The 22706-nt window shown below is 67.5% G+C and carries 17 protein-coding genes; 15 read left to right on the forward strand and 2 right to left on the reverse strand.

Going from position 1 to position 22706, the window contains the following annotated elements; translation table 11 throughout:
- Positions 1–5: 5 nt before the first annotated feature.
- Complete coding sequence (locus tag PKD89_RS10530; RefSeq protein ID WP_287375653.1) at positions 6–1307, forward strand: NADH-quinone oxidoreductase subunit D; 1302 nt, start codon at positions 6–8, stop codon at positions 1305–1307.
- Here the strand turns inward: PKD89_RS10530 and PKD89_RS10535 are convergent.
- Positions 1304–2278 carry a DMT family transporter gene (locus PKD89_RS10535; RefSeq protein WP_289011644.1) on the reverse strand — a complete coding sequence of 325 codons (975 nt, stop codon included), beginning with the start codon at positions 2276–2278 and terminating at the stop codon, positions 1304–1306. The two genes, PKD89_RS10530 and PKD89_RS10535, sit on opposite strands and share 4 nt — an antisense overlap.
- A gap of 78 nt (positions 2279–2356) precedes the next feature.
- Here PKD89_RS10535 and PKD89_RS10540 point away from each other — a divergent pair, with 78 nt between their 5' ends.
- Positions 2357–3391: a magnesium transporter CorA family protein gene (locus PKD89_RS10540; RefSeq protein ID WP_289011646.1), complete on the forward strand. Its 1035-nt coding sequence runs from the start codon at positions 2357–2359 to the stop codon at positions 3389–3391.
- Here PKD89_RS10540 and PKD89_RS10545 read toward each other — a convergent pair.
- Positions 3304–4116: a hypothetical protein gene (locus PKD89_RS10545; RefSeq protein WP_289011649.1), complete on the reverse strand. Its 813-nt coding sequence runs from the start codon at positions 4114–4116 to the stop codon at positions 3304–3306. The genes PKD89_RS10540 and PKD89_RS10545 overlap by 88 nt on opposite strands.
- Before the next feature lie 470 nt (positions 4117–4586).
- Here PKD89_RS10545 and PKD89_RS10550 point away from each other — a divergent pair, with 470 nt between their 5' ends.
- The 13 genes from PKD89_RS10550 (at position 4587) to PKD89_RS10610 (ending at position 22703) form a co-directional block, all read left to right on the forward strand.
- The gene (locus PKD89_RS10550) at positions 4587–6119 is read left to right on the forward strand and encodes a glycoside hydrolase family 5 protein (RefSeq protein ID WP_287391049.1); all 1533 of its coding nucleotides are present in this window, start codon (positions 4587–4589) and stop codon (positions 6117–6119) included.
- Positions 6120–6251: 132 nt separating this feature from the next.
- Positions 6252–6899 carry an NAD(P)H-dependent oxidoreductase subunit E gene (gene nuoE, locus PKD89_RS10555; RefSeq protein ID WP_287375661.1) on the forward strand — a complete coding sequence of 216 codons (648 nt, stop codon included), beginning with the start codon at positions 6252–6254 and terminating at the stop codon, positions 6897–6899.
- On the forward strand, positions 6896–8359 hold the full coding sequence (locus PKD89_RS10560; protein ID WP_287375663.1) for a complex I 51 kDa subunit family protein: 1464 nt from the start codon (positions 6896–6898) through the stop codon (positions 8357–8359). The genes nuoE and PKD89_RS10560 overlap by 4 nt, the downstream gene beginning before the upstream one ends.
- A complete protein-coding gene (nuoG, locus tag PKD89_RS10565; RefSeq protein WP_289011652.1) occupies positions 8352–11033 on the forward strand; it encodes an NADH-quinone oxidoreductase subunit NuoG in 2682 nt (893 codons plus the stop codon). Before PKD89_RS10560 ends, nuoG begins: the two co-directional genes overlap by 8 nt.
- Positions 11033–12307: an NADH-quinone oxidoreductase subunit NuoH gene (gene nuoH, locus PKD89_RS10570; protein WP_287375667.1), complete on the forward strand. Its 1275-nt coding sequence runs from the start codon at positions 11033–11035 to the stop codon at positions 12305–12307. Before nuoG ends, nuoH begins: the two co-directional genes overlap by 1 nt.
- Positions 12307–13005: an NADH-quinone oxidoreductase subunit NuoI gene (nuoI, locus tag PKD89_RS10575; RefSeq protein WP_289011655.1), complete on the forward strand. Its 699-nt coding sequence runs from the start codon at positions 12307–12309 to the stop codon at positions 13003–13005. Before nuoH ends, nuoI begins: the two co-directional genes overlap by 1 nt.
- Positions 13005–13703 (forward strand): NADH-quinone oxidoreductase subunit J, encoded by a 699-nt coding sequence (locus PKD89_RS10580; protein WP_287375671.1) that lies wholly within the window; start codon positions 13005–13007, stop codon positions 13701–13703. The genes nuoI and PKD89_RS10580 overlap by 1 nt, the downstream gene beginning before the upstream one ends.
- The gene (gene nuoK / locus PKD89_RS10585; protein WP_287375673.1) at positions 13700–14026 is read left to right on the forward strand and encodes an NADH-quinone oxidoreductase subunit NuoK; all 327 of its coding nucleotides are present in this window, start codon (positions 13700–13702) and stop codon (positions 14024–14026) included. Before PKD89_RS10580 ends, nuoK begins: the two co-directional genes overlap by 4 nt.
- A 4-nt stretch (positions 14027–14030) precedes the next feature.
- On the forward strand, positions 14031–16097 hold the full coding sequence (nuoL, locus tag PKD89_RS10590) for an NADH-quinone oxidoreductase subunit L (protein WP_287375675.1): 2067 nt from the start codon (positions 14031–14033) through the stop codon (positions 16095–16097).
- Entirely contained in the window at positions 16097–17710 is a 1614-nt protein-coding gene (locus PKD89_RS10595; protein WP_289011658.1) for a complex I subunit 4 family protein, read from the forward strand. Before nuoL ends, PKD89_RS10595 begins: the two co-directional genes overlap by 1 nt.
- Entirely contained in the window at positions 17707–19260 is a 1554-nt protein-coding gene (locus PKD89_RS10600) for an NADH-quinone oxidoreductase subunit N (protein ID WP_287375679.1), read from the forward strand. The genes PKD89_RS10595 and PKD89_RS10600 overlap by 4 nt, the downstream gene beginning before the upstream one ends.
- Before the next feature lie 153 nt (positions 19261–19413).
- Positions 19414–21453 (forward strand): FHA domain-containing protein, encoded by a 2040-nt coding sequence (locus PKD89_RS10605; RefSeq protein ID WP_289011659.1) that lies wholly within the window; start codon positions 19414–19416, stop codon positions 21451–21453.
- A 65-nt stretch (positions 21454–21518) separates the two neighbouring features.
- The gene (locus tag PKD89_RS10610) at positions 21519–22703 is read left to right on the forward strand and encodes an MFS transporter (protein WP_287391060.1); all 1185 of its coding nucleotides are present in this window, start codon (positions 21519–21521) and stop codon (positions 22701–22703) included.
- Positions 22704–22706: the final 3 nt, after the last annotated feature.

The raw sequence follows: 22706 nt of genomic DNA on the forward strand, positions 1-22706 counted from the left end.
GTTCCTTGGCCGGTTCCCCCGAGGAACTGGATCCGTCGGCCGCGCTCGACGCCCTCGACGCCGCACGCGCCGAACTGCTCGACGACAAGTACGTCCTGCGACTGACCGAATCCGAGGCCGAGGAGCACTCGGGGCTCACCGAGGATCAGAACATGATCATGAACCTCGGCCCCCAGCACCCCTCGACGCACGGCGTGTTGCGGGTGGTGCTCGAGCTGGAGGGCGAAACGATCCGTCGCTCACGCCCGGTGATCGGCTACCTGCACACCGGCATGGAGAAGACCGGTGAGCAGCTCACCTACCTCCAGGGTCCCACCAACGTCACCCGCATGGACTACGCGGCCCCGCTGTTCAACGAGACCGTGTTCTCGCTGGCCACCGAGGAACTGTTGGGCGTCGAGGTGCCCGAGCGGGCCACGTGGATCCGCACGCTGCTGTGCGAGGTCAACCGCATCAGCTCCCACATGCTCTACCTGGCCACCAACGGCATGGACCTGGGTGCCGTCGGCATGATGTTGTACGGCTGGCGCGAGCGTGAGGAGACGCTGCGGTTCCTGGAGTTCGTCACCGGCCTGCGCATGAACCACAACTTCATTCGGCCCGGCGGCGTGGCAGCCGACCTGCCCGATGGCTGGCAGGCCGAGCTGGAATCGGTGCTCGATCTCATTCCCGGTCGCTTGGAGGAGTTCGACAAGCTGATGACCGGTCAGCCGATCTGGCGGGAACGGCTTCAGGGCGTCGGCGTCATCACGGCCGAGGAGGCGATCACCCTCGGCGCAACCGGCCCGATCCTGCGGTCAACCGGCTATGCGTGGGACCTGCGCCGCGAGCAGCCCTACCTGGCCTACGAGCACCTCGACTTCGACGTGATCGTTGGCAGCTACGGCGACTGCTTCGATCGCTACGCCATTCGCGTCAACGAGATCCGCGAGTCGATCAAGATCCTTCGCCAGTGCATCGATCAGATGCCCAAGGGCAACTACAAGGTTCAGAACAAGAAGGTCACGCCGCCGCCTCGGGCCCGCATCGACGAGTCGATGGAGGCGCTGATCCACCACTTCAAGATCTACACCGAGGGCTTCAAAGTGCCCGAGGGTGAGGTGTACACGGCGATCGAGAGTCCCCGTGGCGAGCTGGGCTGCTACATGGTGTCCGACGGCTCGGGCACGCCCTATCGCATGCACATCCGGGGCCCGTCGTTCCACAACCTGCAGTCGCTACCCCACCTGATGGGCGACTCGATGATCGCCGACACGGTGGCGATCATCTCGTCGGTCGACCCGATCATGGGCGAGGTCGACCGCTAGGACGTTTCCTCGGTGCCGGCTGCATCGACGGTCGTCGAGGTGGGGGTCGCAGGCGGCGTGGTCCCGGGGGTCTCGGAGCGGCTGGCCATCAGAGCGCCGCCGATCACCAAGACGACACCGATCACGGCCAGCGCCTCGACCTGGTCGCCCTGAAAGACCACCCCGAGCACCAGGGCAACCACGGGGATCAGGTAGGTGATGAAGGAGGCTCTGGTTGCGCCCACTCGGCCGACCAGGCTGCCCATGATCAGAAAAGCCAGCCCGGTGCCCACGATGCCGAGCACCGCAACCGCCAGCGCAGGGCGAATTGCAAACTCTGACGACGGCAGTCCCCACAGGCCGTAGGGCAGCGTCCACAGCGTTGCCAACGCCAGCATGCGGCCCATCAGCGGACGGGAGCCGTACTTGGCCTGCAAGGGGGCGGCAAGGTTGATGGCAATGCCATAACACATGGTGGCGACGACGACGAGGGCCACCCCCCACGCCTGAGTGCCACCCTCACCGGCGGAGGGGGCGCTGATGGCGATCACCCCGATGAAGCCGACCCCGACCCCGGCCAATTGGGCCCCGCTGGTGCGGGTGGAAAAGAACAGCACGCCGAACAGTGCGGTGAAGATGGGCATGGCGCCGTTGAGCAATCCGGTGACCGCCGAGTTGATGTGCTGTTCGGCGATCGGAAAGAGCGTGAACGGAATGGCCACCCACAGCACCGAAAGTGCCACCACCTTGATGCGGTCGGCGGGGTCGACCGCCATGGGTGGTCCGGGCAAGACGGCCAGCGTGAGTGCCCCCAGGCCCACCCGCAACAAGGTCACCAAGCCGGGGCTGATCGATTCGAGTCCGATCGCAATGAACAGAAAGGACGAACCCCAGATACCCGCCATCGAGACGAACATCGCCCAGTCCACCGCGCCGAAGGCTCGGGTGGGCGAAAGCGAGCGCACCGGGGCTGAGGCGAAGGGGTCGGGCATCGTCACAGTCTCGCCGACGGCGGCCGGTCGCCGTCGACGATGACGCCAACCATGAGCGGCGCCAGATACCCTCGGGCGATGATCGGGCCGCAGCCGTCGTCGGAACCCCGACCATCGGAGGTGTTGTTCGGCGGGGCACCGGCGGTCGCCAGCCGGGCCTATCGTTTCGGCAACGTCATCGATCGCCACTTTGGCCTCGATCGGGTGTCCGACTACCTGGAGCAGGCCGACACCGTGGTGTGGATCGATCTCTGCCGGCCGGCGACCGCCCAACTCGACGCCATTGCCGCCGAGTTGGGACTGCACGACCTGGCCGTCGAGGATGCCCTGGAGTCCCATCAGCGTCCGAAGCTGGACCACTACGACTCGCATCTGTTCCTGTCGTGTCACGCTCTCTCGACGACTGGGAACGGCAGCGAACTGCACAACACCCGGATCGACGCGTTCATCGGCGACCGGTGGCTGGTGACCGTTCGCCACAACGACGACTTCCCGCTGGAGCCGTTGCTGGCCCGCTGGGATCACTCGGGCGACCTCGTCAGCCATGGTGTCAGCTTTCTGCTCTACGGGCTGCTCGACGCAGTGGTCGAGACCTACTTCGATGTCGTTGCGACCTTCGACGACTTCTACGAGGAGATCAGCGACGGCATCTTCCGCGACCAGCCGGTCGATCCCGCGCGCCAGCGCAACTGGTTCGAGATGCGCCAGGCGCTGTTGCGCTTTCGTCGGCTCACCGTGCCGATGCGCGAGGTGATCACCGGGCTGATGCGATCGGATCGCGGCGTGGTTGCCAGCGACCTGTACCCCTACTACCAGGACGTCTACGACCACATGCTGAGGGTTATCGAGAGCACCGACGCCCTCCGGGAACTGGTCGCGACGATCGTGGAGACCAACCTCAGCCTACGGGACTACCGCCAGAACCTGATCATGAAAAAGGTGACCAGTTGGGCGGCGATCATCGCCGTACCCACGCTGGTCAGCGGCTACTACGGCATGAACGTGCGGTTTCCCGGCTTTGCCAGCTACTGGGGTGCCGCACTGTCGGCTGCGCTGATGCTGATCTGCTCGTTGACCCTGTACGCCATCTTCAAGCGGCGCGACTGGCTGTAGCTCACGACGGCCACATCGAGATCGGCATCGCAGCAGCGATCGAACGCCCGCTCCATGGCCTCAAGAATCCAGCTCTCCACATTGCCGAACGCTCCGCCCCCGAGCAGCGTCAGGTACAGGCGCTTGTTGCCGGTGCGTTCGGCGTTGGCGACCCCCGCCAGCAACGTCGCTTCGTAGGCCGCATCGAGTACGAGCCGAGCGAATGGCTCCCAGTCCTCGAGGGGCAAGTTCGAGTAGCCGACCGGAAGCGCCGAGCAGTACGCCTGGGTCACGAGATGTCCGGCGCCGGGCAATGTCACCTCCGTACCGGCCTGAATGCCGATGCGGAGGCCGCCCATCAGCACGTCCCGATCCTGGGGTGCCATCTCGGCCACCCGATCGGCAATATCCGCCAGCCCGCCAGGCGTCGCCAGGGCGTACCCGTTCGTCATCGTCCAGAGCCGACCGTCGTCGTTGCCAAGCGTTTTGCCCAGGTCCGTCAGGCAGTCGACCTGGGTCGTTTCGCTCTGTCCGATCGAGTTCCCGATCGGCACCAGCCAGTTGCGGTAGATCGTGCCGGCGCCACAGGCGACGGCGCACGCCGGCCCCTGTGTCCGATCCGCGGCGTAGCCGGTCACCCCACGCTCGGGGGTGATGTGCTGGTTGACCATCTCGAGCAGGTTGAACTGCGAGGCCACCTGGAAGAGCGCGCCCTCGTTCTGCGGGTCGGCGTGCAGCTCGGCCACGCGACAATCTCGCTCACCGAGAGCGGCCCTGGCCGCCCGGTCGTCGATGCCCGCAGCTCGGCCAAGGACGGCGTCGCCAGGCTGCCATACGTCAACGTCCGCCCGTTTGCCAGCGAAGTGAACACATCTCCGTCGACGACGAGCTGCGCACGCACCTCATCGCCAGTGGTCTCCCTGAAGCCAACCAGGTGGTGGAACCAGCTGTGCCCCGATGCCAAGTCGGTCTCCTCAGCTTGCGGCTCTCGCCGTGTTGACCGCAGCGAGCCTGGATCGTGTCGCTCAAACCTACCCGAGCTGGTCAGCCCGGCGATGTCGATGCTCGGTGTTGGAGCGCTCCGTGGGGCAGACTCTCGGCCGGGCCCGTTGGCGGGCGGACGCGAACGGGCGGAGACGAGTATGCGGCGGCAGGCTGCGGAGCGGATGATCACAGGCGGCGCGGCCGCGCCGGTGCGCGCCAAAGGAGCACATCGATGAGTGTGCTGCGGCAGACGCGCGCTGCGCTGGCCCTCCTGGCGGTGGCGGTCGTGGTGGTCGCCTGCTCGTCGGAGTCCTCGAAGGGGTCGGCCGCACGCACCGCTGGGACGACGCCGTCGGGGTCGCCAGTGGCGACTGCCCCATCGACCACCTTGAAACCGGTCGAGCTCTGCCCGAGCAGCGAGGAGCTGTTCTGCGCTCGGTCGCCCCATGCGTTTGTTCAGACCGGCGCCCACGGCGACGAGGTGAGTCCCCTGGCCCTGGCGCCCGGCGCCGCGCCCACTGCGGAGACACCGGTGGCGCTCAGCGGGGTGAACCTCAAGCAGGGTCCGTATCGGCGAGGCGGCGAGTGGACGTCCGAGCTGCTCGACACCGAGTTGAGCGCCATGGCCGCCGAGGGGGCCCCGGCCTTCTCGGTCGTGCGGGTTGCGCTGGACTGGCCTCGATTTCAATACGAGGATGCCGACGGCGCGATCAAGATCGACCCCGACGGGCTGGATGCGCTCGACCGGATGATCGACGACGCCGCCGCTGCGGACATCCACGTGATCCTGGACGTGATCCACGTGCGGGCGCCCGATGGGCCGTGCGACGCCGATGAGCGCCTGTCCGGAGCGAAGTGGGATGTGCCGGCCTGGGCCTGGCAACGGGTCACCGGTCAGCCCCAGGACGCCGATTGCAAGGCTCGGCCCAGGGAGTTGGGTGAGCTGATGGACGAGGTGCTCGTGTTGCCCGAGACAACCGAGTTCCTCCGCACGATTCTCGAGCGCTACAACGCCTCGACCGCTCGGGGTCGCAACGTGGTTGCGATCGAGCCGGTGAGCGAGGCCGAATCGTCCGGTGGCTCGGCGATCTCGCGCAGCCAGAACCTGATCGACTCGGTCTACGCCAAGTGGCTGGCAGCCGAGGGGGAGGCATCGCTGCGACGCGCCAACCCCACCAAGATCCTGATCCTCAGTCCCAACAAGGGTGACACCAGCCTTTTTGGCGTCGACCTGACCCCGATCTCGCAGCCCAACGTCGTGTGGTCGCATCACGACTACACCATCGCTGTCACCGGCGGCTCCGAAGCCGGTGCTGGGTACTCGAATGAGGGGTGGGCCTCGGCCGACGTGCAGGACCACTCCTACCAGGCCCGGCCGGGCCGCCCGGCCTACGACCCCGAGCAGGTGCCCTTCGATCAGCGACTGACCGAGCGGCGCGACTACCTGGCCCAAATGCAGGGTTGGGCCGCGGCCGGGGCGTTGCCGATCTTCGTGGGCGAGTACGGCACGTACAACACCTGCGCCCCCCAAGGCGACCTCGAGGCCACAACGGCCTATGCCCAGCACAGCCAGGAGATCTTTGATGGGGCAGAGGTGGGCGGCGCCCCGGCGCCGGTGTCGCGCACCTGGTGGCAGCTGTCGGTTGGCGGGCGTTTCGGTGGTGACTTTGCGCTGCTGACCGTCGACGGGCTTTCCTGCCCGGACACCGATGCTGCCGGTTGGATGCCCTACGCCGTCGACCTGACCGATGGCCGCACCCGTTAGCTCTCCGCACCACGCTGTGCCGCAGCGGGTTTGGTGGGTCGCGATGGTGTCGGTAGCCTTCGCTGCAATGCACCCCGACCCGTGGCGGCACATTCCTTCCTCACCCGCGAGCGGGCCTAGGCAGGTGGGATCGTGAGCCGTTTAAGCCCTGAGAATGAAGCGTTGGCCAGGGAGATCGTCTCCCGCTACCCGCGCCCCAAGTCGGCGGTGATCCCCTTGTGTCACCTGGTGCAGGAGGAGCACGGTCACCTCACCGACGAAGGCATGCGCCATGTGGCCGAACTGGTTGGCGTCACGCCGGCCCAGGTTCAGGGCACCGCCACCTTCTACGAGATGTTCAAGATGCACGAGACGGGGCGCTACGTGCTCGGCATCTGCACCAACATCAGCTGCATGGTGATGGGTGGCGCCGATCTACTGGCCCGGGCCGAGGAACGACTGGGTATCCGTTCCGGTTCGACCACACCCGACGGTCGCGTCACGCTGGAGGACACCGAGTGTCTGGCGGCATGCACCGATGCGCCGATGTGCCAGGTCAACCACCGCTACTTCGGCCACCTGAGCGCCGACGACTTCGATGAGCTGCTCGACGACATCGCGTCCGGGGCGATCGATGAGGTCGTGCCTCCGCACGGCACCCTGGCCTTGGTCCGTCAGCACATCCCGGCCGATCGCCAGGCGATCATTGCGCCGCCCGAAACGCAGGTGGCGCCCCCCAGGTGGTTTGCCCGACGCGAGACGGAGCTGGCGCCCGCATCCGACGAGGGTGAGCACCGATGAGCTACCGCGATCACATCACCACCTTCGGTGCGGGCGCCGATGTTCCGATGGTGGTGTCCTCACGCTTCGCCGAGCCCGCCGGCCACACCCTCGATGGGTATCGAAGCACCGGCAGCTACCGGGGTTACCAGGCACTCGAGCGGGTGCTCACGATGGCGCCCTCTGCCGTGGCGACCGCAGTGCGCGATGCCACCCTGCTCGGCCGCGGTGGCGCCGGCTTCCCTGCGGGTGCAAAGTGGGGCTTGATGCCCGGGGACGTGTGGCCTCGCTACATCGTCGTCAACGGTGACGAGTCCGAGCCGGGCACCTATAAGGACCGTCTGCTCATGGAGCGCGATCCGCACCAGCTGATCGAAGGTTCGCTGATCGCCGCCTACGCGGTTGGGGCGGCACAGGTGTTCCTGTACGTGCGTGGCGAGATGGCCCATGCCCAGGAGCGCATCGCCGCCGCCCTCAACGAGGCCTACGCGGCCGGGCTGGTCGGCCGCAACATCGCCGGCTCGGACTTTTCGGTCGACATCGTCATGGCCTGGGGTGCCGGCGCCTACATCGTCGGCGAGGAAACCGCCCTGATCGAGTCGCTCGAGGGCGAGCGCGGCATGCCGCGCTTGAAGCCGCCGTATTTCCCGGCCGCCAAAGGCCTCTACATGGCGCCGACGATCGTCAACAACGTCGAGACACTATCGAACCTGCCGTGGCTGATCACCCACGGGACCGAGGCGTACCGAGCCGTCGGCACCGAAACCAGCCCGGGCACCCGGCTGATCGCCCTGTCGGGACATGTCAACCGACCGGGCATCTACGAGGTGGCCCAGGGCACGACCACCTTCCGCGACCTGTTCTTCGGTGAGGATTTCGGCCAGGGCATCCGCGCAGGCCACGAGCTGAAGATGTTCATCCCCGGCGGCGGCTCTGCGCCGTGGTTCTACCCCGAACAGCTCGACATGCCACTCGAGGGCAAGGTGGTGGGCGGCGCCGGCTCGATGCTCGGCTCCGGCGCAGTCGTCGCCATGGACGAGACCACCGATGCGGTCGCCGCCTGCCTGCGGCTGGTGCGCTTCTTCGCCCGGGAGAGCTGCGGTAAGTGCACCCCGTGCCGTGAGGGCACCACCTGGCTCGAGCGCATCCTTCGCCGCATCATCGACGGCTACGGCCGTCCGGAGGACCTGGGCCTGCTGGCGTCGGTCGGCGACAACATCTCCCCCGGGCCCTACCCCAACGCCGCCTGGGAGGCCGAGGGCCTCGAAGCGGTGCCGTTCCCGCCCAGGCAGACGACGATCTGCCCCTTGGGTCCCTCTGCGGTGGCCCCGATCACCTCGGCGCTCCGCCGCTTCCGGCCGGAGTTCGAGGCCTACATCGCGGCGGCCGAGAACAACCGTCCCCGCCTGACCGTGACCGCCGACCCACCACCGGCCGATCGGGTCGACGGGGCTTCTGCCGCTGGAGGTGCGCATGTCTGAGGACACCGCTGCCGATGACGTGGCCACGGTCGACGGGGTCGATGCCGACACCGCCGGCGCGGCCGAGGTGCGGGTCGAGCTCGGCCGTCAACGGCCGACGCTCACCAGGTTTGCCCCGGAGAACCCCAAGCCGATCGAGATCACCGATCCGGTCGAGATCACGGTCGACGGGCGCACGATGACCGTGCAGAAGGGCGATCTACTGATCGATGCGGTCGAGCGCCACGGCGTGTACATCCCGCGGTTCTGCTATCACCCGCGCATGGAGCCGGTCGGCATGTGCCGGATGTGCCTGGTCGAGGTCGAAGGCCCGCGCGGCACTGCGTTGGCCCCCAGCTGTATGCAGTGGGTGTCCGACGGCATGGTCGTCCACACCGAGAGCCCCAACGCGTTGAAGGCCCAGGACGGGGTGATCGAGTACCTGCTGATCAACCACCCGCTCGATTGCCCGGTGTGCGACAAGGGCGGTGAGTGCCCACTTCAAGACCAGTCGATGGCCTACGGGCCGGGCGAGAGCCGCTTCGTCGAGGAGAAGCGCCACTTCGAGAAGCCGATCTCGCTGTCGGAGACCGTCTACCTCGATCGGGAGCGCTGCATCCAGTGCGACCGTTGCACCCGGTTTGCCGATGAGGTGGCCGGCGACCCGCTGATCACGTTCGTCAGCCGCGGCAACACGATGCAGATCTCGACGTTCCCCGACGAGCCCTTCGCCTCGTACTTCTCGGGTAACACCGTCCAGATCTGCCCGGTCGGAGCGCTGACCGCCAAGCCGTACCGGTTCAAGGCACGACCGTGGGACTTGGCCGAGGTCGAGAGCACGTGCACGTCCTGCTCGGTGGGCTGTCGGATCACCGTGCAGTCGAGCCGGGACGAGGTGCTGCGCTTTCAGGGTGTCGACAGCGACCCGGTCAACTGGGGTTGGCTGTGCGATCGCGGTCGTTTCGGGTTCGAGGCCCTCAAGCACGACCGGATCGAAACACCCGAGATCCGCCGCAATGGTCGTCTGGAGACGGCACGCTGGTCGGAGGCCTACTCGGCCGCTGCGATCGCGATCCGAACTGCGATCGATACCGACGGCCCGGGGTCGATCGGGGTCCTCGGCGGTGCGCGTCTGACCAACGAGGCCGCCTACGCCTGGACCAAGCTGGCCAAGGGTGTCTGGGGCACCGACCACGTCGACGCCCAGCTGGGCGACGGCCTGCCCGCCGACCTGACGCTCGGCCTGCCGGCAGCGACGATCGATGAGGTCTGCGAGCCGGGCGGCACCGTGCTCTACCTCGGACCCGACCCGCGCGAGGAACTGCCGGTGCTGTTCCTGCGCCTGCGTCATGCGGTCAACAGCGACCGGGTGAAGCTGATCAATGCATCGCCGACCAGCGGCAGCCTCGACGACCTGGCCACGGTCAACCTGCCCATCCCAATGGGCGAGTTGGGCCGGTCGGTCGCCGCCTTGCTCAACGTCGGTCACGAACCCGCCGGCTCGGTCGACCCCGACCTGCTCGCAGCCGCCGCGCGGCTGCTCGACAGCGACGGCCCGCTGCGGGTCGTGATCGGGCGCCGCTCGCTGGCCGAGGGGATCGGCCCGGTGGCCGACGCCGTCGCCGCCATCGCCAGCGCCCGCAGTGACGCTACGTTCCTGACCGCCCTGCGGCGCAGCAACGTGCGCGGCGCCCTCGAACTGGGTATGGCCCCCGGGCTGCTGCCCGGCCGTATGACCCTGGACGGCGGTCGTGACTGGATGGCCGAGCGTTGGCACCGCGTGCCCGAGACGACCGGGTTGGACGCCGCCGGCATCATCGAGGCCGCCGCCGACGGCCGGATCCGGACGTTGATCCTGCTCGGCGCCGATCCGCTCGCCGACCTGGTCGCCGACGTCGACACCGCTGCGGCACTCGAACGGGCCACCGTGATCAGCTTGGCAACCCACCACAGCGCCTCCTCCCTGGCGGGCGACATCGTGTTGCCGGTGGCCGCCCATGCCGAGGTCGGCGGGACAACCACCAACCTCGAGGGTCGGGTCAGCGCTCTGGGACAGCGGGTCAACTCGCCGGGCTCAACCCGGGCCGACTGGGTGATCGCCGCCGAGCTGTCCGCCCGCCTGGGCACCGACCTGGGCCTCACCTCGATCGAGGGCATTCAGGCCGAGATCGAGCGGGTGGTGCCGACCTTCGCCGGCGCCGAACTGGACCTGCTGGGCGACCCGGGTCGTCAGGACGGCGTGCTGGTGCCGGTGATCGACGACACTGATTGGGCCGAAGCCGGCCTCCCCGAGCGGCTCGCATTTGTAGCGCCCGAGGTCACCCAGGTGCCGGCCATCTCGAGCTACTCGTTCCGCCTCGTGCTCACCCGCCGCCTCTACGACCGCGGGACCATGCTGGGGGCCATGCCCTCGAGTGCTCCGCTGGCCACCTCGTCCGAGCTGCGCATGAACCCGGCCGACTTCGGTCAGTTGGGCATCGCCGAGGGCGCCGAGTTGACCGTCCGGTCACCATCGGGCTCGGTGACCGTGCCCGCCCGAAGCGACCACGCCGTCGTCCGGGGCAACCTGGAGCTCAACGCCGGCGCCCAGCCCGGAGCGCTTGCACTGTGCGATCCGGACCAACCCCTCACCGAGGTGCGGGTCGAGACGCTCGACGATCCGGGTGGTTCTGGACATGCGGGGGGAGCTCAGTAATGGATCCAATGTTGTCGGGCAACATCGGCTGGGCGGTCGTGGGCATCGTCGTGCTGAAGGCGGTCCTCGCGTTCACTGCGCTGCTGGTGGCGGTGATCCTCATGGTCTGGTTCGAACGTAAGTTCATCGGCGACATGCAGAACCGCATCGGCCCCAACAAGGCCGGGCCCTTCGGGCTGCTCCAGACCGTGGCCGACGGACTGAAGCTGGCCTTCAAAGAGGACCTGCTGCCCGACCGCGCCGACAAGGTGGTGTTTCGGCTGGCCCCGTTCCTGGCGGTGGTCCCCGCTTTCGGCACGTTTGCCATCATCCCGCTGGCAGGCAACTTCAACGACGGCAGCGACGGCGTGGTGTCGGTGTTTGGCTACAAGACCTTCGTCCAGGTGGCCGACCCCCAATTCGGCATCCTGTTGATGCTGGCGTTCTCGGGCATCGCCGTCTACGGCGTGATGCTGGCCGGTTGGTCCTCCGGCTCGAAGTATCCCCTGTTGGGTTCGGTGCGAGCCTCGGCCCAGATGGTGTCCTACGAGGCCGCGTTGGGCCTGTCGATCGCGTCGATCCTGCTGGCCGCCGGGGTTCTGTCGACCAACGGCATCGTCGCTGGCCAGGCCACCTGGAGCTGGAACCTGTGGATGACCGGCCTGGTTCCGTTCATCGTGTTCTTCATCGCCGCCACCGCCGAGCTCAACCGGCCCCCGTTCGACTTTGTCGAGGCGGAGCAGGAGTTGGTCGGCGGGTTTAATACCGAATACTCCTCGATGCGTTTCGCCATGTTCTATCTGGCCGAGTTCATGAACACGGTCACGATGTCGGCGGTCATCGTCACGCTGTTCTTTGGCGGACCGGCCGGCCCGACGTTCGGCCTCACCGGTTTCCTCGGCACCTGGCTGATTCCGTTCCTCTGGTTCTTTGCCAAGCTGGCCGTGTTTCTCTGCGTCTTCGTGTGGTTCCGGGCCACGCTGCCCCGCTATCGCTACGACCAGCTGATGGAGATCGGCTGGAAGGTGATGATCCCGCTGGCGTTGGGCTGGTTCCTGGTGTTGACCGCGATCAAGGTGGGCGCCGACCAGGGTTGGAACATGGGGGCGGTCATCGGTGGGGTCATCCTCGTCCTGCTCGCCGGGTGGGCGTCGATCGTTGCCGCCTCGCGGGCGGCGGCGACCCGCAGGAGCGATGGTCATCTGGAGTTGATGGCCGATGTGGAGCTGCCACCGAAGGACGCCGGGCCGTCGACGAACGCGGGATCATCATCGAACCTGGCCGGGAGGCGCTGATGGGCTATCTCGACGGCTTTGCCGTGACGTTCAAGAAGCTGTTCAAGCGCTCCGACACCGGACGCGTCGTCACGGTGGACTTTCCGAAGGAAAAGACCGCCCGTCCCAACCGGTTGCACGGTCGACACGTGCTCAACCGGTACGAGGACGGCATGGAGAAGTGCATCGGTTGCGAGTTGTGCGCCGGCGTGTGCCCCGCCAACTGCATCTACGTGCGGGGCGCCGACAACGATCCCGACGACCCGACCTCTCCGGGCGAGCGCTTCGGTTACGTCTACGAAATCAACTACCTGCGCTGTATCCACTGCGACCTGTGTGTCGAGGCGTGTCCGACCGAGGCGATCACCGAAACCAAACAGTTCGCCTTCTCCTTCAGCCAGCGCGGCGATGCGATCTACACCAAGGCCGAGCTGCTCACCGACGACAAGGGTCGTGCTCAGCGGCAACCGTGGGAGCTGTGGTCCGGCGACGAAGACGAGCACACGTCCGCGTGGATGCGGGCCACCTCGCCGCAGGGCGACGCCAGCTTCGAAGGCGTGGTGGCCTGGTCGGGTGAGCTTGGCTTCGGCGTGCGGGCCCCCGAGGTCGGCCAGTCGACCATCGAGGATCATCAGCCGGCGACCAACCAGGTCGACGCCGCCGAACACCCCGAGGACCCCAAGCCCGACGCCCTTCACAACGAAGGCAGGGCCCACTGATGGTCGAGTTCGTCGTCTTTGCGATTTCGGCGGCCATCGTGCTGGGCGGCGCACTCGGTGTCGTCGGGTTTCGTAGCCCGGTGCACAATGTGCTGTCGCTGATCGCCACCCTGTTCGGAGTGGCCGTACTGTTCATCGCCCAGGAGGCCTACTTCCTGGCTGCCGTGCAGATCATCGTCTACGCCGGCGCCATCGTGGTGCTGTTCCTGTTCGTGATCATGTTGTTGGGCGTCGATCGCCTGGAACGCCTCGATGCCGACCGTCTCAAAGGTCAGCAGGTCGCCGCCGCCGTGGTCGGCGGCGCCATCGCCGTACTGTCGGTGCTGGCCCTGTTCGCCGGGGACCAGGGCGCCGGCGCCAATGCGGCGGTCACCCGCTCGCTGCAAGGCGAGCGCGATGTCGAGGGCTTGGCCCGCCTGGTGTTCACCGACTACGTATGGGCCTTCGAGATCACCTCGGCGCTGCTCGGCATCGCCGTCGTGGCGGCCGTGCTGCTGTCCCGTCGCTCCAGCGAAGCGCCAATCGACGCCGACGACTACCCGGAGGTCACCGACATCTTCGAATCGGACGTCCCCGAGGATTTCCTCGACGATCCCGACGACGACCTCGGCGCAGCGGGTCAGGCACCCAGCCCCCGCCCGGTCGAGGCCGCCGGATCGCCCGGAGATCTGGTCCGCGACAGCGAGGATCCGCAGTGACGCCGCTCGCCGCCGACCTCACCATCGGTCAGGACGCGTATCTGCTGTTGGGCGCCGGCCTGTTTGCCATCGGGCTGGTCGGCCTGATGGTTCGAAAGAGCGTGCTGATCATGGTGATGTGTGTGGAGCTGATGCTCAACGCCGTCAACATCACCCTGGTGTCGTTCTCCCAGACCCTCAACGACCGGGTGGGCCAAATGACTGTGTTCTTCGTGATGGTGGTGGCAGCAGCCGAGGTCACGGTCGGGCTTGGCCTGATCGTGGCGTTGATGCGTCGCCGTCCCGGCGCCACCGCCGACGACATTTCGGTACTGCGGGGCTGAGCTGATGAACCTCGCCGAGCTGATCTGGCTCATCCCCGCCTTCCCCCTGCTGGGTGTCGTGTTGTTGTTGATCGCAGGCCCCAAGATGGGCGAGCGCGCCGGCTGGCTGGCCACCGCCATGATGGGCGGGGCGTTCGTCTCGTCGGTCGTGGTGTTCGCCGGGCTGCTCAGCCTGGGCGAAGAGGAACGCGAGGTGACCGTCACCCTGTTTCGCTGGATCCCCGCCGGGGCCTTCAGCGTCGACATTGGCTTCCTCGCCGACCCCTTGTCGATCACGATGTGCCTGTTCGTCACCGGCGTGGGCGCGTTGATCCACTTGTATTCGATCGGCTACATGCACGGGGATCCCAAGTTCTCCAAGTACTTCCTCTACCTCAACCTGTTTGCCTTTTCGATGCTGATGCTGGTGACCGGTTCCAACCTGTTGGTCACCTTCCTCGGCTGGGAGGGGGTGGGGGCGTGCTCGTACTTCCTCATCGCCTTCTGGTACCGCAGCGAGGTCAACGCCGCCGCTGGCAAGAAGGCCTTTATCACCAACCGGGTGGGCGACGTCGGGTTCATGCTCGGCACCTTTTTGGTGTTCACCACGATCGGCTCACTCAACTACCTCGACATCTCGGCGGCAGCGGCCGGTATCACCGGAGCGACCGCCATCGCCATCGCGCTGCTGTTCTTCATGGGCGCCGTGGGCAAGTCGGCCCAGCTGCCGCTGTTGGTCTGGCTGCCAGACGCGATGGCAGGTCCGACGCCGGTCTCGGCGCTGATCCACGCCGCCACCATGGTCACCTCGGGCGTCTACCTGCTGGTCCGCCTCAACCCGATCCTGTTCGAGGCCGCCTGGGCCAACGACGTGATCGCCTGGGTGGGCGTGCTGACCGCCTTCTGGGCGGCGACGGTGGCGCTGGCCCAGAACGACATCAAGAAGGTGCTCGCCTACTCGACGATCTCGCAGCTGGGCTACACGTTCCTCGCCGTCGGCACCGGCGCCTACGGAGCCGCCATCTTCCACGTCGTCACCCACGCCTTCTTCAAGGGCCTGTTGTTCCTCGGTGCCGGGTCGGTGATCCACTCGCTTCACGGCGACCAGGACATGCGCCGCATGGGTGGGCTGCGCAAGTACCTGCCGATCACGTCCGCAACGTTCATCATCGGCTGGCTGGCCATCGCCGGCGTGCCGCCATTCTCTGGTTTCTGGAGCAAGGACGACATCCTCGCCGGCGCCTGGGAGTTCGGTCCGTCCGGCAAGGTGCTGTGGGCCCTCGGCCTGCTCACCGCCCTGCTCACCGCGTTCTACATGACCCGTCAGGTGATCCTCGTGTTCTTCGGGGACGAGCGCTTCCGGCCGGAGGAGGTCGCTGCCGAAGACGCCGCCGCCGACGCTGCCGCCGCGGTGGCGGCCGGTGAGGGCGATGTCGAGGTCGAGGCCGCAGCGGTGCTCGTCGCCGCCGGGGGCGGCCCGGACGCTCGTGGGACCGACTGGGCACTGGTGCCGATCGAGGAGCCCCGGGAGGAAGGCATCGGCCTCGAAGCGGGCCAGGACCCGCACGAATCGCCGCCCCTGATGTGGATCCCGCTGGTGGCGCTCGCCGGTTTGGCCCTGATCGGCGGTCTGCTCAGCACGCCCTTCTCAACGAGCACCCGCTTTCTCGAGCAATGGATTGAGCCGGTTCTGGCCCATCCCCACGAGGCGCCCGGAGCTTCGACGCTGATCACCTTGGCGGTCATCGCCGTCATCACCGCGCTGTTGGGTATTGCCGCCGGCTACGGCGTCTACCTGCTGCGCAAGGCCGACCCTCGCCGCATCGAGCCCAACTTCTTTCGCTCGGCTTGGCACTACGACGAGGGCCTGTCCGCCTTCGTTGCCGGGCCCGGCCGTCGGTTCTTTGACGGGCTGGCCGAGTTCGACCGTCAGATCATCGACGGAGCGGTCAACGGTCTCGGCCGGTTGTCGATGCGCGACGGTCGCTACCTGAGCCGCCTGCAGACCGGCCAACTGCGCCGCTACGTACTCGGCCTGTCGGTCGGCGCCGCCACCGTGTTGGTGTACTTCGTGACCAGGATGACCATCTGATGTCGGCCATGCTCGCTACCTCCACCCTGCTCGCTTCGACGTCCGAGGAGCTGCCGGCGTTGCTGCCCGCCCTGGTGCTTGCACCGATCCTCACCGCGCTGGCCGTGATGCTGGTGCCAGCCCGCGGCGAGGACACGCCACGTCAGGTGGCCCTGCTCGGCGCCCTGGTCACCGCTGCGCTGTCGGTGTACATGCTCACCCAGTTCCAGCGTGGGGATGCCGGCTACCAGTTCGAGGTGCAGACCCCCTGGATCTCCGACTGGGGCATCTCCTGGCACCTTGGCGTGGACGGCATCTCGCTGTTCCTCGTCGTGATGACGGCGGTGCTGTTCCCCATCAGCATCCTCGGCGCCCGAGCGGGCCACGCCCCCAAGGCGTACTACGCCTGGATGTCGCTCTTGATGGCCGGCTCGATCGGCGCCTTTTTGTCGCTCGACCTGCTGTTGTTCTTCGCCTGCTTTGAGCTGGTGCTGGTGCCGATGTACTTCCTGATCGGCCGTTGGGGGCACGGTAACGCCACCTATGCCGCCAACAAGTTTTTCCTGTACACGATGTTCGGCTCGGCGTTCATGCTGGTCGGGCTGTTGTCGCTGGCGTTCCTTAACCAGCGTGCGACCGGCCGTCTCAGCTTCGACCTGGTCGAGCTGACCGCCAGCCAGGCGATCTCGACCAACGCCGCCCGTTGGATCTTCGCCAGCTTCGCTCTCGCTTTCGCCGTCAAGGTGCCACTGTTCCCGGTGCACACCTGGCTACCCGACGCCCACACCGAAGCGCCGACCGCCGGTTCGGTGGTCCTCGCGGGCGTGTTGTTGAAGCTCGGTGCGTACGGGCTGATCCGCTTCGGCCTGGAACTGTTTCCCGAGGCCGCCCGCTGGGCCACCCCGGTGATGATGACCGTTGCGGTGATCGGCATCATCTACGGCGCCATCGTGGCCGGGATGCAAACCGACCTCAAACGCCTGATCGCCTACTCGTCGATCGCCCACATGGGCTTCATCGTGTTGGGCATCTTTTCGCTCACGATCATCGGCCTCAACGGCGGTGTCATCCAGATGCTGAACCACGGCATCTCCACCCCGGCGTTGTTCCTGCTGGTCGGCTATATCTACGAGCGGCGCCACACCCGGGACATGAACGTGCTGAGCGGTCTGCAGGTCAAGGCGCCCATGTTGGCCGGGTTCTTCATGCTCGTGATGCTCAGCTCGGTGGGTCTGCCCGGGCTGAACGGTTTCGTCGGCGAGTACCTCTCGATGTTGGGGGCCTGGCAGACGCACCGTTGGTGGGCGGTCGTCGCCGTCTTCGGCGTGATCCTCGCCGCGTTCTACCTGCTGTGGGCCTACCAACGGGTCTTCCACGGCGAACCGACCGGCGACAACGAATCGATGACCGACCTCAAGACCGGCCAACGCTGGCTGATGGCGTCCTTCGTGGCCATCATCGTCTTCTTGGGCGTCTACCCGCAGCCGGTGCTCGAACGCATCACCCCCTCGGTGGAGCGGGTGGTCACCCAGTTGGAACGACATAGCGATTATCGGGCACCCGAGAGGCCGACGGCACCGATCGCCGCAGATGCTGACGCTGAGACGGGCCTGTCCGGGGAGGGCGAAGGATGATCGCCACGATGCTTCAAGCACTTCCGGGCAGCGTGGCCCAGGGCGGCAGCCCGGCGGTCACCCCCGAGGTGGCCTGGGGCTACCTGTCACCGGTCCTGATCATGTTCGGCGGCGCGTTGGTGTTGCTGCTGCTCGCAGCGTTGCTGCCCGGCGGAGTGCCGCGCCACGTCGCGTCCTTTGGCACGGCGGCGATCGGCCTCGCCTCGATGGCGGCGGGCATCCCGTTGTGGTCGATGATCGTGGACCCGACCGGTGGGCCGACCTCGGCGGTGTCCGGAGCGGTGGGGGTCGACGGTTTCTCCGTCTTCTCGTACTGGGTGATCGCCGGTGCGGTCGTGCTGGTCGCCCTGCTGTTCCACAGCTATCTGGCCCGCGAGGGGCTCGAGGGCGTCGAACCGTATGCCCTGATGCTGTTCTCCGCAGCCGGCGGCATGGTGATGGCTTCTGCCAACGACCTCGTCGTGTTGTTCATCGGGCTGGAAATCCTGTCGCTCGCCGCCTACACGCTGGCGGCGATGCACCGGCGCCGCATCGGGTCGCTCGAGGCAGGGCTGAAGTACTTCATCCTTGGAGCCGCAGCGTCGGCGTTCCTGCTCTATGGCATTGCGCTGATGTACGGGGCCACCGGCACGACCAACCTGGGCCGCATGCGCTTGTACCTCGACGGTCAAGGCCTGACCGCCGACAACCTGTTGCTCGGTGGCATCGCAATGTTCATCGTCGGTATGGGTTTCAAGGTGGCGGCGGTTCCGTTCCACTGGTGGACGCCCGACGTCTACCAGGGCAGCCCGACCCCGGTCACCGCCTTCATGGCCTCTGCGATCAAGACCGCCGGGTTCGTCGGCCTCCTGCGGGTGCTCGTCGTTGCGCTCCCCGCCTACCGGGGCGATTGGCGACCGGTCATCGAAACGCTGGCGTTGCTGTCGCTCTTCGGCGGGGCGCTCGGCGCCATCGTCCAGACCGACGTGAAGCGCATGCTGGCGTACTCGTCGATCAACCATGCCGGCTTCATCCTCGTCGGCCTGGCGGCCGCCTCCGACAAGGGCATTTCGGCGGCGTTGTTCTACCTGGCGATCTACTCCCTGATGACCATCGGTGCCTTCGCCGTGGTGACGATCATCAGCCGTGAAGGCGACGGCCACACATCGCTCGCCGACCTTCGAGGCCTGTCCCAAACCCGTCCTGGGCTGGCGATGGCCTTGGTGGTGTTCGTCCTGGCCCAAGCGGGGGTGCCGTTCACCGGCGGCTTCTTCGCCAAGTTTGGCGTGATCGCCGCAGCGGTGGATGCCAACCTCTGGTGGATGGGCGTTGCCGCCATGCTCAGCGCAGTGATCTCGGCGTTCGTCTACCTGCGCATCGTTGGTGCGATGTTCTGGGCGTCCGATGACGACGCCGTGGATGCCCCCGCGCCGGCCACCCGCAGCCAGCTGCTGCTGCCTCGAACGGCCATGATCACGATCGGGCTGTGCCTGATCGGCGTGGTGCTCACCGGAGTCTTCCCCGGGCTGATCACCAACCTGACCCGCCAGGCCGTCGTCATCCTCGGCTGAGCGCTCACCGCACAACGTAAGGATGACCGTACTCCCCGTGGTGCCCCACCGGGGGCGCCCGGCCCGGTAAGTTGAGGCGTCCACCGCTCCTCGGGGTGATCCTCGACGATCGTGGTGGGTTCGGCAGATCCAAACCAGCGAGGGGCTCCCCATATGGCGATCAACGGCTACCGCACCATCCCGACCGACGGTTCGGGCGAGCTCTACTCGTGGCCGGGGTGCGTGGTCCTCGTCAGCTCGGGATGGAGCGATGGGGCTGCCTTCGCCGATCGGGTGGCGCGCACCGATCACGACGATGCAGCGCTGGCGTTCCGCGACCTGGCCGGCTGGCTACTGGCCCGCTCCGGCGACACGGTGGCCGACTTCGCCGCCGTCCTGCAGACCGGGTCGTCCCTGCTGTGCATGGCGGCCGGCAGCTCCGAGGTGTTGGTCGGCGACGGTCGACGGGTGGTGGCCGACGTGTCGGGCATGTGGGCCCAGCTCGTGTTGGCTCAGCAGCCCGACCGCATCGAACTCGGGGTGAGCGCAGGCCTCGCCCCCGACCGGGTCGACCTGGAACACGGCGTCGTGCCCGCCGATGGTGTGCTGCTGATCCCAGGTGGCGGCGAGTCTCCCGGATCGGTGGCCGGCGCGGCCGCCACCTCATCGGCGACCGGCCCTGCCACTTCGGGCGAGGCCTCCGGTGGCACCGCCGGTTCCCCCGAGCCCGCGGCCTCCCCGGTCGGTGCGGAGTCAGCCTCAGACCAACATCGGTCCGCCGCACTGTCCCAGCCGCCGGTGTCCGCACCCGAGGTCGGTGGGGACGTCCAGCCGCCCGCGGCGCAACCGGCCCAGTCGGGCGCAGGCTCGGGTGGTGTCGTGGCCGCCCCCGGAACGGTTGCGCCCGCATCCGCCGGCTCGCAGCGGGTGGCGGCAACGGAGCGTCCCACGGTCGGGGACGCCGCTTCCGATGCCGCCCCCGAGGAGAGCGACGCCACCGAGGGCGGTCCGGGCTCCGACCCGAGGGGCTCACCGGGCGCCGTGAGCGGCGGTTCGGGCCAGTCCCGTCACCAGTTGCCCTTCGACGCCGAGTTCGGCAGCCAGCCGACCGATGCCGACGGCTTGGTCGGCCTCGTCAGCGAGGAGCCGGAGCCTTCGGGCACCTCCGGCTCCGCCACCCCTGCCACCGCCCGATCCGCCGGCCAGGCCGGCGATGAGGGCGTCGAGCGCCCCGAACCCACCGGCGAGCACCTGTCCGCTTCGACCTTCACCGAGAACGGCGAGCCTGACGGCCCGCCGATCGACGATCAGTCACCCGCTGGTGAGGCGACGGGTCTCGTGCCCATCGTGACCACCCCCAGCGTGCCCGGCGGCATGGTGTCGGGCTCCTCGGGTGGGGGGACGGCGGCGACGTCGACCACCGAAGCGCCGGGCCGAAGCCACCACGGTTCCGCCCCGCCGCCCCCGGACGACGCATGGCCTCCGCCGCCGGCGTGGGCACCAGGTGGTGGCGCAGCATCCGACGCCTCGGCATCGGACGATCAGGACGCCGATGCACGAGGCGACAAACGTCTCTCGGGCGATCCTCGTCCCGATGACCCCGAGTTTGGCGACGATCCCTTCGCTGACGACAGCGTTGTCGCCCCAGCATCGGAGGATGTTTCCCTCAGCGACGAGCCATGGGCCGGCGACTGGGCGGTTTCGAGCGATGTGGGAGCCGCCGATGCCGACCTGGTGACCGGTGAGCCGGCCGACGACGACGGTTCCGACGAAGACTCCGCTTCAGAGGACGAGGGCACCCCGAAGGACGACACTAACGAACGCGATTGGGACTCCGACGGTCTTGATGACGACCAGTCGATCCCGCTGTTGCTCTTCGATGATGGTGTGGCGGTCGAGCTGCCCGGCGACGTGCTGATCGGGCGTCGGCCCGACCCCGGGGTACGTGACGACCCCTCGCGTCTGCACACCCTGACGATGACCGATGACTCCCAGGCGGTGTCGCGCAACCACGTCGAGTTGCGCCGCCGGCTGGACGAGGTGTCGATCGTCGACTGTGGCTCCGCTAACGGCACGTTCGTCGAGGCCACGCCGGGTGAGCTGACCCGGCTCGATGCCGAAGCCCCGCACGTGCTGCGCGATGGCGAGCGGGTCGTCTTCGGCAAACGGTGGTTCGAGTACCGGGCGCCTCGTCCGACGGACTCCGACGAGTAATCGTCAGCTGATCGGCCCGACGAGCGAGGGGCCGCAGAGCGACTCTCGCCGTTACCGTGCCCCTGATGCGCCGCACACCGCTGTGGTTTCCCTTTGCCTTGACGTTGGTGGGGATCACATCCAACGCGCTGGTCACCCCGGCGCTGCCCAACGTGCTGGCGGAGTTCTCGGCGTCTGAGGCGACCTCGGGGTTCATCGTCGCCTCGGGCTCGGTAGCGGGCATCTTCGTGGCGCCGATCGTCGGCATCGCCGCCGATCGCATCGGTCGCAGACCGGTGATCGTCGCTTGCCTGTGCATGTTCGGCATCTTCGGCACGGCGGTGGCCCTGGCGCCGACGTTGCCGCTGCTGATCGTCGCCCGGTTTCTTCAAGGCGTGGGTTCGGCCGGTCTGCTCAATTTGGCGGTCGTGTTGATCGGCGACGTCACCAGCGGTGACCGGCGCACCAAGCTGATCGGTCGCAATTCGGCGGTGCTCACCACCGGCCTGGCAGTGCTGCCGCTGATCTCGGGCGGCGTCACCCAACTCTTCGACTGGCGGGTGACCTTCACCCTGTATTCGGCTGCGCTGCCCTTGGCGCTGGTCGGTTGGTTCGTCATCACACCCACCCCCTCCGTCCGGATCGACTCGGTCGCCGACCAGCTGCGCGGGGCGATCGATGCGGTGCGCCATCCGGTGAACCTGGCCAGCATCGTCGGCGCAACCTTGGTGTTCATCGGCATCTACGGGCTGTTCCTCACCGTGTTGCCGCTGCACCTCGAAGGCGAGTTCGGGCTGAACGCCGCCAAGCGGGGAGCGGTGTTGTCGGTACCGGCGGTCACGTCGACGCTGGTTGCGTTCAACCTCGGGCGCCTGCGCGCCGTGTTCGCTGTCCGTCAGCTGATCATCGGAGGTGGCGGCATCTTTGTGGTGACCTTCCTGCTGCTCGGTGCTGCGGGCACCCTGGTGCTCGTCGTCACAGCAGCCCTGCTCTACGGCGGCGGGGAGGGGATGTTCGTGCCCACCCTGCAGGAGGTCACGGTGTCGAACACCCCCGACGAGCATCGAGCCGCAGCGTTGGCCGCCTGGACCTCGGCCAGCCGGTTCGGTCAAACGGCGGGACCGCTGATCGCCGGCGGACTGCTGAAGGTCGTGTCCACCTCGGTCGTCCTCGGGCTCGGTTCGGTTCTGGGCATCGCCATCGTGATCCTGGGGGTGGCCGGCCCCTTCGCCCGCTCGACCGGCTCCTCGGCACCGGCCGACGCGTGGTGAGTA

The organism is Candidatus Neomicrothrix sp. (assembly GCF_035329545.1).
Classification (GTDB): domain Bacteria; phylum Actinomycetota; class Acidimicrobiia; order Acidimicrobiales; family Microtrichaceae; genus Microthrix; species Microthrix subdominans.

Excerpts from the sequence above, each read along its gene's own strand:
- PKD89_RS10540 (WP_289011646.1), top strand. The coding sequence starts at position 2,357 with ATGATCGGGCCGCAGCCGTCGTCGGAACCCCGACCATCGGAGGTGTTG.
- nuoL (WP_287375675.1), top strand. The coding sequence starts at position 14,031 with ATGAACCTCGCCGAGCTGATCTGGCTCATCCCCGCCTTCCCCCTGCTG.
- PKD89_RS10550 (WP_287391049.1), top strand. The coding sequence starts at position 4,587 with ATGAGTGTGCTGCGGCAGACGCGCGCTGCGCTGGCCCTCCTGGCGGTG.
- PKD89_RS10600 (WP_287375679.1), top strand. The coding sequence starts at position 17,707 with ATGATCGCCACGATGCTTCAAGCACTTCCGGGCAGCGTGGCCCAGGGC.
- PKD89_RS10595 (WP_289011658.1), top strand. The coding sequence starts at position 16,097 with ATGTCGGCCATGCTCGCTACCTCCACCCTGCTCGCTTCGACGTCCGAG.
- nuoI (WP_289011655.1), top strand. The coding sequence starts at position 12,307 with ATGGGCTATCTCGACGGCTTTGCCGTGACGTTCAAGAAGCTGTTCAAG.
- PKD89_RS10535 (WP_289011644.1), bottom strand. The coding sequence starts at position 2,278 with ATGCCCGACCCCTTCGCCTCAGCCCCGGTGCGCTCGCTTTCGCCCACC.
- nuoG (WP_289011652.1), top strand. The coding sequence starts at position 8,352 with ATGTCTGAGGACACCGCTGCCGATGACGTGGCCACGGTCGACGGGGTC.
- PKD89_RS10560 (WP_287375663.1), top strand. The coding sequence starts at position 6,896 with ATGAGCTACCGCGATCACATCACCACCTTCGGTGCGGGCGCCGATGTT.
- PKD89_RS10605 (WP_289011659.1), top strand. The coding sequence starts at position 19,414 with ATGGCGATCAACGGCTACCGCACCATCCCGACCGACGGTTCGGGCGAG.
- nuoH (WP_287375667.1), top strand. The coding sequence starts at position 11,033 with ATGGATCCAATGTTGTCGGGCAACATCGGCTGGGCGGTCGTGGGCATC.
- PKD89_RS10610 (WP_287391060.1), top strand. The coding sequence starts at position 21,519 with ATGCGCCGCACACCGCTGTGGTTTCCCTTTGCCTTGACGTTGGTGGGG.
- PKD89_RS10580 (WP_287375671.1), top strand. The coding sequence starts at position 13,005 with ATGGTCGAGTTCGTCGTCTTTGCGATTTCGGCGGCCATCGTGCTGGGC.